Here is a 9,458-nt window from a genome sequence, read left to right as displayed (position 1 = left end):
AGTGGGGGATCAACAGCCTGTAAAAACCCGATTGGTGAAACTACCAATCAGTGGAAGATGAAGAAAACTCCCACTGATTGAAGGTTCACTTTACGTGGAATGAAGGGAATGCACACTATTCTTGAGGTAGCATGAATTCGTCATGCTATAAATAAGGGTGGTACCATGGAAAGTCTTTTTCATCCCTACGCAGGAGGTGTTGTTTTGCGTGTGGAGAAAAAAGGCTTTTTTATTTTATTTCATTTTAAAATTATTAGGAGGCGTTTAGGATGACGACAAATGTTTCGATAAACGACATGGAGCACGAGGAAACCCAAGTTGAACAAAGAAAAAAACCAAAAGACGGTGCAGATATTTTAATTCAAGCATTACATGATCAAGGCGTTGACATTGTTTTCGGTTATCCAGGTGGTGCGGTGCTACAAATTTATGATGCGATGTATCGCAATCCAATTCGTCATATTTTAACGCGTCATGAGCAGGGGGCAATTCATGCCGCAGAAGGCTATGCGCGTGTGACGAATAAAGCGGGTGTTGTTATTGCGACGAGCGGCCCCGGTGCTACAAACTTAGTAACAGGTATTGCCGATGCGATGATTGACTCGTTACCATTGGTGATTTTTACAGGGCAGGTTGCGACATCTGTTATCGGTACAGACGCCTTCCAAGAAGCGGATATCATGGGTATTACGACACCAATTACCAAGCATAATTATCAAGTGCAAGACATTCGTGATATTCCACGCATCGTACAAGAAGCGTTCCATATTGCTAACACAGGACGCAAAGGACCAGTCGTAATTGACTTCCCGAAAAACGTTTCACAGGCAATTTTCACAGAAGGCGATATGCCAGAAGCGCCGAAAGAAATTTATTTACCAGGCTATCAACCAACGTATAAACCGAATTATTTACAAATCCAAAAGGCGATTCAAGCGATATCACAGGCAAAAAAACCGCTTATATTAGCGGGGGCGGGTGTCCTTTTCGCAGATGCACGCGAAGAATTAACTGAATTTATCGAAAAGTACGAATTGCCAATCGTTAATACATTGCTAGGCTTAGGCAGTATTCATGGGCAGCACGAGCTATTTTACGGGATGGCTGGGATGCACGGTACATTTACAGCGAATGATGCCATTACAAATGCTGATTTACTCATCAATATCGGCGCTCGCTTTGATGATCGTTTAACAGGCAACTTAGCAAAATTTGCGCCAAATGCAACAGTCATTCATATCGATATTGACCCTGCTGAAATCGGCAAAAATGTGCCAACTGATATCCCTATCGTAGCGGATGCAAAAGAAGCGCTAAAAGCGTTACTGAAAAAGGATTTTGATGCACCAGATACAGCACAATGGCTAGCTTATTTAAACAGCAATAAACAAGAGTACCCATTATGGTATGAAGAAGCCGGTGAGGAAGTATTGCCACAGCAAGCAATTGAAATAATTCATCGCATTACAGATGGTGATGCAATTGTTACAACAGACGTTGGGCAGCATCAAATGTGGGCTGCACAATACTATTCTTTAAACAATGGGCATAGCTGGATTACATCGGGGGGGCTTGGCACGATGGGCTTCGGCTTCCCAGCAGCGATTGGGGCACAGTTTGCTCGACCTGATAAAAAGGTTATTGCAATTTGTGGCGATGCTGGATTCCAAATGACCGCACAGGAGCTGTCGCTCTTACAAGAATTTGATTTACCTGTCAAAATCGTGATTTTAAACAATAGCTGCTTAGGTATGGTGCGTCAGTGGCAGCAAACGTTTTATGAGGAGCGCTACTCTTCATCGTTAATGCCCGTTCAGCCAGACTTCGTGAAATTAGCGGATGCATACGGTATTAAAGGCTATCGCATTGATACGATAGAGGAAGCGGAACGCATTTTTACAGAAGCGATTAACTCAAATAAGCCTGCATTAATTGATTGTCGCGTGAAACAAATTGAAAATGTATATCCGATGGTCGCGCCAGGCACAGGGTTGCATGAAATGATTGGAGTGAAGAAGGTATGAGACGTGTTATTACGGTAACAGTAATTAACCAAAGTGGTGTGTTGAACCGCATCACAGGACTTTTGATGAAGCGCCAATTTAACATCGAGTCCATTACAGTTGGCCATACAGAGCAGCCAAATTTTTCGAAAATGACATTTGTCGTACACGTTGAGGATGAAAGTAAAATTGAGCAACTGATTAAGCAAGTATCCAAGCAAATTGATGTACTAAAGGTGAATGATATTACCGATAAATCCATCCTCGTACGCGAGCTTGCCTTAGTAAAAGTCATTTCGCCAGCGAATTTGCGGGCAGAAATGAATGCCATAGTTGAACCATTCCGTCCACAAGTTGTGGATACAGCGAAAAATGTGGTGACATATCAAGTCATTGGTCATCCAGAAAAAATCGATGCCTTTATCGAATTAATTCGCCCATACGGTATTAAAGAACTAACGCGAACAGGGGCAACGGCTGTCGTGCGTGAAATGCAAAAAACCGAAGTACCGCAGCTCTCTATTTTGAAATAACAAAATAGTTTAGCATATAAAAAACATTCAAATCTCAGGAGGAATTTCCCATGTCAAAAATGTACTATGAACAAAATATCAATGATGCAGTATTAAAAGGTAAAAAAATCGCGATTATCGGTTACGGCTCACAAGGTCATGCACATGCTTTAAATTTAAAAGAATCTGGTTTCGATGTCGTTGTAGGTGTTCGCCCAGGTAAATCATTCGATCAAGCGAAGGAAGATGGCGTAGCGGTTATGTCGGTTGCGGAAGCAGCAGAAGCGGCGGATATTATCCAAATTTTATTGCCAGATGAGCGCCAAAAAACAGTGTATGAAGCAGAAATCGCACCGCATTTAACGGCTGGTAAAGCGTTAATGTTCGCACACGGCTTCAACATTCACTTCGGTCAAATTACACCACCTGAAGATGTAGATGTGTTCCTAGTTGCACCAAAAGGTCCAGGCCACTTAGTACGTCGTCAATATACAGAGGGGGCAGGTGTACCGGGCTTATTCGCTATCCACCAAGATGCGACAGGTCAAGCGAAAGACTTAGCGCTTGCCTATGGGAAAGGCATCGGCTCTGCACGCGGTGGTTTACTCGAAACAACGTTCGCTGAAGAAACGGTAACAGATTTATTCGGTGAGCAGGCGGTACTTTGTGGTGGCGCAACAGCGTTAGTGCAAGCAGGCTTTGAAACATTAGTGGAAGCGGGCTACCAACCAGAATTAGCTTATTTCGAAACATTGCATGAATTAAAGCTAATCGTTGACTTAATGTTTGAAGGTGGTATGGAAACAATGCGCTATTCTGTATCAGACACAGCAGAGTGGGGTGACTATGTAACAGGCCCACGCATCATTACAGATGACGTAAAAGCGAATATGAAAGCTGTATTAACAGATATTCAAGACGGCACATTCGCAAAAGACTGGATCAAAGAAAACGAAACAGGTCGTCCACGTTATACAAAATATAAAGAAGATGGTGCCAACCACCAAATCGAGGAAGTTGGTCGCAAGCTACGTGCAATGATGCCATTTATTCAAGCAGGTAAAGAAAAAGTTGTTGTTAAGTAACAATAATGCGGATGGAAATAAGCGAGTAAAGAGAAGGTAGTGGTGAAATAATCGTGCGAAAGATTGATATTTTTGATACGACACTGCGAGATGGAGAGCAGTCAGCAGGCATTAACTTAAATACAGCGGAAAAAATCGAAATTGCCAAACAGCTTGAACGTTTAGGTGTCACAATTATAGAAGCGGGGTTTCCTGCTTCTTCCCCCGGTGACTTCGATGCGGTCAACCGCATTGCTGGAACTGTAAAAAATTCGATTGTGACAGGTTTAGCACGCTGTGTGCAAAAAGATATTGATACGACATGGGAAGCAATTAAAGTAGCAGAGCAACCACATATCCATGTGTTTTTAGCGACATCGCCAATTCATATGGAATACAAGTTAAAAAAATCGCCAGAGCAAGTGGCGGAACAAGCCGTAGAAGCGGTCAAATACGCAAAGAAACTTTTCCCGCTTGTCCAATGGTCAGCAGAGGATGGCTTCCGCTCCGATCGCGATTTCCTTGTGAAAATTATCGGAGAAGTCATCGCAGCTGGTGCAACAACGATCAATGTACCCGATACGGTTGGCTATGCATCACCACAGGAATATGGAGAGCTATTTAAGTTTTTACGCGAAAATGTGCGCGGTGCAGATCAAGTTAAATTCTCGGCACATTGCCATGATGATTTAGGGATGGCGACGGCCAATTCCATTGCGGCTGTTGAAAACGGCGCAGACCAAGTCGAATGTACAATTAACGGAATTGGGGAGCGCGCTGGGAACGCATCATTAGAGGAAATCGGTGTAGCATTGCATATTCGCCAAGATATTTACCCATTCGAAACAGGCTTAAATTTAAAGGAAATTAAACGGACATCACAACTTGTCAGCCGCTTAACAGGCGTTGTTATTCAGCCAAATAAAGCGATTGTTGGACGCAATGCCTTTGCACATGAATCGGGCATTCACCAAGATGGTGTACTGAAAAACCCTGAAACATATGAAATTATTTCACCAGCATTAATTGGTGAGGATGATGTGCCACTCGTATTAGGTAAGCATTCAGGACGTGCAGCATTCCGCGACCGCGCAGTGAAAATGGGCTACGATTTATCGGATGACAAGCTCAACAAAGCATTCGCTGAATTTAAAAAATTAGCGGATCGTAAAAAAGAAATTACAGAAGAGGATCTAGTGACACTCTTAACAGAGCAACAAGTATTAATCGAAGACGTAGCATTATATGAGCTAAAAAGTGTGCAAGTGCAATATGGCACAGAAAACATTCCGACGGCAACGGTTGCTGTCACGACACCAACTGGTGAGATTGCAACGTCTGCTGCAACAGGAGCAGGCTCAGTGGAAGCGATTTTCAACACGCTAGAGCAATTAGTCGGTGGGACAGTCAATATTTTAGATTACCGTGTCACATCTGTTGGCAAAGGGCGCGATGCTTTAGGGGAAGCAGTGATTAATTTACGCTACAACGGCTATACAACAACAGGTCGCGACGCAGCGCAAGATGTGTTAGAAGCATCTGCTAAAGCATATTTAAATGCAATTAACCGCCAACTCATTCAAGCAAGCATTCGCGCACATCAACCAACCGTATAAAGATGAAGCAGTGAGGGAAGTGCGCAACAAGCGCTAACCTTACTACAAACTTTTGCGGGCAGTTGTGATAACTAGCAAAATAATTACTGCCCGTGAATACGGGATAGACATGACTGCGGGGCTATGCAAACCGCCTCGCATGACTATCAAAGAATAACGCGGAGAAGGATAGGTGTTTTTTATGGAAAAGAAAATTACAGTATTACCTGGAGACGGCATTGGACCTGAAGTGATTGCTTCAGCAGTTCGCGTATTACAAGTGATCGGAAAACGCTTCAATCATACATTTCATTTAGGCTATGCTGCAATTGGTGGGGCAGCAATCGATCAATACAATAACCCACTACCAAATGAAACGATTCAGATGTGTGAGGAAAGTGATGCAGTGTTATTAGGTGCAGTAGGTGGACCAAAATGGGATAACAACCCAACACATTTACGCCCAGAAAAAGGCTTGCTACAAATTCGTAAACACTTTGATTTATTTGCTAACCTGCGTCCAGTGAAGGCATTCCCAAGTTTACTTGCTTCTTCTCCATTAAAGCGCGAGGTAGCGGAAAACGTTGACTTAATGATTGTACGTGAATTAACAGGCGGTATTTATTTCGGCGAACCACGTAAAAAAACAGCAGATGCAGCTGTTGATACATGTGTGTACTCCCGTGAGGAGATTGAGCGCATTGTCGATAACGCTTTTGAATTGGCAAGATTGCGCCGAGGTAAGCTTTGCTCTGTAGATAAAGCGAATGTGTTAGATACTTCACGTTTATGGCGTGAAATCGTAGAAGAGAAGAAGAAAAGTTATCCTGATGTGCAAGTCGAGCATAATTTAGTTGATTCAGTCGCGATGAAGCTGATTACCAACCCTTGTCATTACGATGTGGTTGTAACGGAAAACATGTTTGGCGATATTTTAAGCGATGAAGCCTCGGTTATTACAGGCTCTTTAGGTGTATTACCATCGGCTTCAATTCGTGGTGATAACTTCGGTTTGTATGAACCTGTACATGGATCAGCACCAGAAATCGCAGGGCAAGGCATTGCCAACCCAGCGGCCACGATTTTATCGGTAGCGATGATGCTACAATACTCGTTTGGCTTAAAAGAAGAAGCGGCAGAAATTGAGCGTGCAGTAAGTGCTGTATTCGATGATGGTTACTTCACAGCAGATTTAGCACAGGATGGAACACGCGTTTTATCTACAGATGAATGGACAGATAAAGTAATTAATGAAATTGATACGAGCTTTGTTTCAGATAGCATTATGATTTCATATATTTAAGGATTGGTGAGTACAATGGCAAAAAATATTATTGAAAAAATTTGGGCATCACATATCGTACATCAAGAGGAAGGTAAGCCTGATTTACTTTATATCGACTTGCATTTAATTCATGAAGTGACAAGCCCGCAAGCATTCGAAGGTTTACGCTTAAATAACCGTCAAGTGCGCCGCACGGATTTATGCTTCGCCACGATGGATCATAATGTACCGACGAAAAATTTACCGACCATTAATGATCCAATCGCCAAAAAGCAAATTACAACATTAGCGGACAATGCCAAGGAATTTGGCGTACAGCTTGCGGATATGGGGCATCCAGACCAAGGAATTGTCCACGTAATTGGCCCAGAGCTTGGCCTAACACAGCCAGGCAAAACAATTGTTTGTGGTGACTCACATACATCAACGCACGGTGCATTTGGAGCTATCGCGTTTGGTATCGGAACATCAGAAGTGGAGCACGTTTTATCCACGCAAACATTGTGGCAAACGAAGCCGCCAACAATGGAAATTCGCGTAAATGGTAAACTTGGCGCGGGCGTCACAGCAAAGGATATTATTTTAGCAATTATCGCCAAATGGGGCATCGGTGTCGGTACAGGGCATATCGTGGAATATACAGGTGAAGCCATTCGCAACTTAACGATGGAAGAGCGTATGACGATTTGTAATATGTCGATTGAAGCAGGGGCAAAAGCAGGTTTAATTTCGCCTGACGAAACGACAGTTGAATTTTTACGCGGTCGTCGCTTTGCACCACAAAAGCAATTTGACGAGGCAGCAGCTTACTGGCTAAGCCTTGCATCAGATGAAGGTGCAAGCTACGATGTCGTCTTAGAAATCGATGCTAATGAAATCGAGCCTGTTGTGACATGGGGCACAAATCCAGCAATGGGTACAGGCGTATCGCAAAATGTACCAACGACTGCCGATTATGATAATGAATCCGATAAGCAAGCGCTGCAAAAAGCACTTGCATACATGGGATTAGAGGAAGGACAGCCGATTACATCAATCGAAATTCAGCATGTCTTTATCGGCTCATGTACCAACTCACGCATCTCCGATTTACGTGCAGCCGCAAGCGTTGTTAAAGGCAATAAGTTGCATCCAAATGTGACAGGCATTGTTGTACCAGGCTCTCACTCAACAAAAATTGCCGCAGAGGCAGAAGGCTTAGATAAAGTTTTTGAGGCAGCAGGCTTCGAATGGCGTGAATCAGGCTGCTCAGCATGCCTAGGAATGAATGAAGACATCATCCCATTTGGTGAACGCTGTGCGTCTACATCAAACCGCAATTTTGAAGGGCGTCAAGGCGCGGGCGCACGTACACATTTAGTCAGCCCTGCGATGGCTGCAGCGGCAGGCATTTATGGCCATTTCGTAGATGTGCGACAACTAGAGAAGCAAGAAGCGTAGGGGAGAGAAGACGATGGAACCAATTAATATTGTGAAAAGCGTATATGCACCGCTTGATCGAAAAAATGTAGATACAGACCAAATCATTTCAAAGGAATTTTTAAAGCGCATTGAACGCACAGGCTTTGGCCAATTCGTGTTCTATCACTGGCGCTTCGATAAAGAGGGCAATGAAATCGCTGATTTTGTGCTAAACAAGCCAGCATACAAAGGCGCAGAAATTTTAGTCGCACAGGACAATTTCGGCTGTGGCTCCTCACGTGAGCACGCACCTTGGGCCATTTTAGATTACGGCTTCCGCGTAGTCATTGCACCAAGCTTCGCCGACATTTTCCATAACAATTGCTTTAAAAATGGTATTCTACCAATAAAATTAACAGAGGCAGAATGTGATGAGCTATTAGCACAGGGCTTACAGGAAGCACAAGAAATCGCAGTCAACTTAGAAGCACAAACCGTGACAACCGCTTCAAAAGTATACAGCTTCAACATCGACCCATATTATAAGGAAATGCTGTTAAACGGCTGGGACGAAATCGCACTAACATTTAAATATGAAGACGAGATTGCCGCATACGAGGCAAAGCGCGTCGTGTTTGAATAAAATAATGAGGAAAAAGATGAGCTTAGTGATTGCACTAGGCTCATCTTTTTTGCAAGTTAATGAAGGAAGTTTACTAGTTCAAAAGTAACAATTTGCCCGCAAGACAGCTAAATTCGCTCAATGAACTGCAAAATTCGCTCATTGAACGCCCATTTTCGCTCATTAACTATTGAAATTCGCACGTAAGACAGCAAGTTCATTCAATCAAATTTAAATACAGGGGGGATGTGAAAAATTGACCTATGAAAAGATAAAATGCAAATAATTATAATGTTTTTTTCCGTGTCATGCAGGAGTGTAGATTATAATTTAGTTGATTACAATAATTTCATAGAAAATATCTTTTGTTGGAAGTCCTTCAATTAAATTTATTACCTCATTTTTTAAAGCTTCATTCGTTATTCTGTTCGTTTCTGAATTTTTGATAATTAATAAAGGCTCCCAAGGTCTCGTCTCAATATAGGGGGTGATGATTTGAATATCCTTATATTGATGCTCGTTTATATAATTATGTATAAGTGATAAAGCCTGTCCGACAGCCATTTCTATTTTAACTTCTTCCAAGCTTTTCTTAGAAATTTCAATGTTATAATGCTTCAAATCTGCTTTATTGATATGGTCAGTTAAATAGTTTCTAAGCCCTTGTTCACTTTTATTGTCATCCATTACAATTTCAATTGTGGAATCTGTCCCACCTATTTGAACGCTTAATAGACCAAATGTATCCCATACATTTTCAAGAGCAGAATTAATTCGAGTAATCCGCATTTGTTCTTTATCTTGAATAGATACGCTATCTATGTTTAATAGCCCAATTAGGATAAAAAAACCAATTATTAATATTGAGATGAAAAATACTTTTTTCATAATATCATCCTTTAGGAAATGTTAAATAATTATATTTTATCCCGTATTAACAGGCTGTAAGACCCCTACTTCAAAATAGTGAGTGAAA

Annotated in this window: 8 protein-coding genes; 7 read left to right on the top strand and 1 reads right to left on the bottom strand. The window is 42.2% G+C overall.

Going from position 1 to position 9,458, the window contains the following annotated elements; all coding sequences use genetic code 11:
- Positions 1 to 269: 269 nt before the first annotated feature.
- The 7 genes from ilvB to leuD all read left to right on the top strand — a co-directional run bounded on the left by ilvB (position 270) and on the right by leuD (position 8,503).
- A complete protein-coding gene (ilvB, locus tag C9J34_RS10840; RefSeq protein WP_107839890.1) occupies positions 270 to 2,024 on the top strand; it encodes a biosynthetic-type acetolactate synthase large subunit in 1,755 nt (584 codons plus the stop codon).
- Entirely contained in the window at positions 2,021 to 2,536 is a 516-nt protein-coding gene (ilvN, locus tag C9J34_RS10835; protein ID WP_107839889.1) for an acetolactate synthase small subunit, read from the top strand. Before ilvB ends, ilvN begins: the two co-directional genes overlap by 4 nt.
- Before the next feature lie 50 nt (positions 2,537 to 2,586).
- The gene (gene ilvC / locus C9J34_RS10830; RefSeq protein ID WP_107839888.1) at positions 2,587 to 3,600 is read left to right on the top strand and encodes a ketol-acid reductoisomerase; all 1,014 of its coding nucleotides are present in this window, start codon (positions 2,587 to 2,589) and stop codon (positions 3,598 to 3,600) included.
- Positions 3,601 to 3,653: 53 nt separating this feature from the next.
- Entirely contained in the window at positions 3,654 to 5,195 is a 1,542-nt protein-coding gene (locus C9J34_RS10825; protein ID WP_107839887.1) for a 2-isopropylmalate synthase, read from the top strand.
- Positions 5,196 to 5,376: 181 nt separating this feature from the next.
- Positions 5,377 to 6,477, top strand: a complete 1,101-nt coding sequence (leuB, locus tag C9J34_RS10820) for a 3-isopropylmalate dehydrogenase (RefSeq protein WP_107839886.1) — start codon at positions 5,377 to 5,379, stop codon at positions 6,475 to 6,477.
- Positions 6,478 to 6,492: 15 nt separating this feature from the next.
- Positions 6,493 to 7,899 carry a 3-isopropylmalate dehydratase large subunit gene (gene leuC, locus C9J34_RS10815; protein ID WP_107839885.1) on the top strand — a complete coding sequence of 469 codons (1,407 nt, stop codon included), beginning with the start codon at positions 6,493 to 6,495 and terminating at the stop codon, positions 7,897 to 7,899.
- A 13-nt stretch (positions 7,900 to 7,912) separates the two neighbouring features.
- On the top strand, positions 7,913 to 8,503 hold the full coding sequence (gene leuD, locus C9J34_RS10810; RefSeq protein ID WP_107839884.1) for a 3-isopropylmalate dehydratase small subunit: 591 nt from the start codon (positions 7,913 to 7,915) through the stop codon (positions 8,501 to 8,503).
- A 309-nt stretch (positions 8,504 to 8,812) separates the two neighbouring features.
- Here the strand turns inward: leuD and C9J34_RS10805 are convergent, their stop codons facing one another.
- Positions 8,813 to 9,370 carry a YolC/YozM family protein gene (locus C9J34_RS10805; RefSeq protein ID WP_107839883.1) on the bottom strand — a complete coding sequence of 186 codons (558 nt, stop codon included), beginning with the start codon at positions 9,368 to 9,370 and terminating at the stop codon, positions 8,813 to 8,815.
- Positions 9,371 to 9,458 lie beyond the last annotated feature (88 nt).

This window comes from Metasolibacillus meyeri, from assembly GCF_003049505.1.
Taxonomy (GTDB): Bacteria; Bacillota; Bacilli; order Bacillales_A; family Planococcaceae; genus Metasolibacillus; species Metasolibacillus meyeri.
This window is presented reverse-complemented; position numbering and strand designations above follow the sequence as displayed.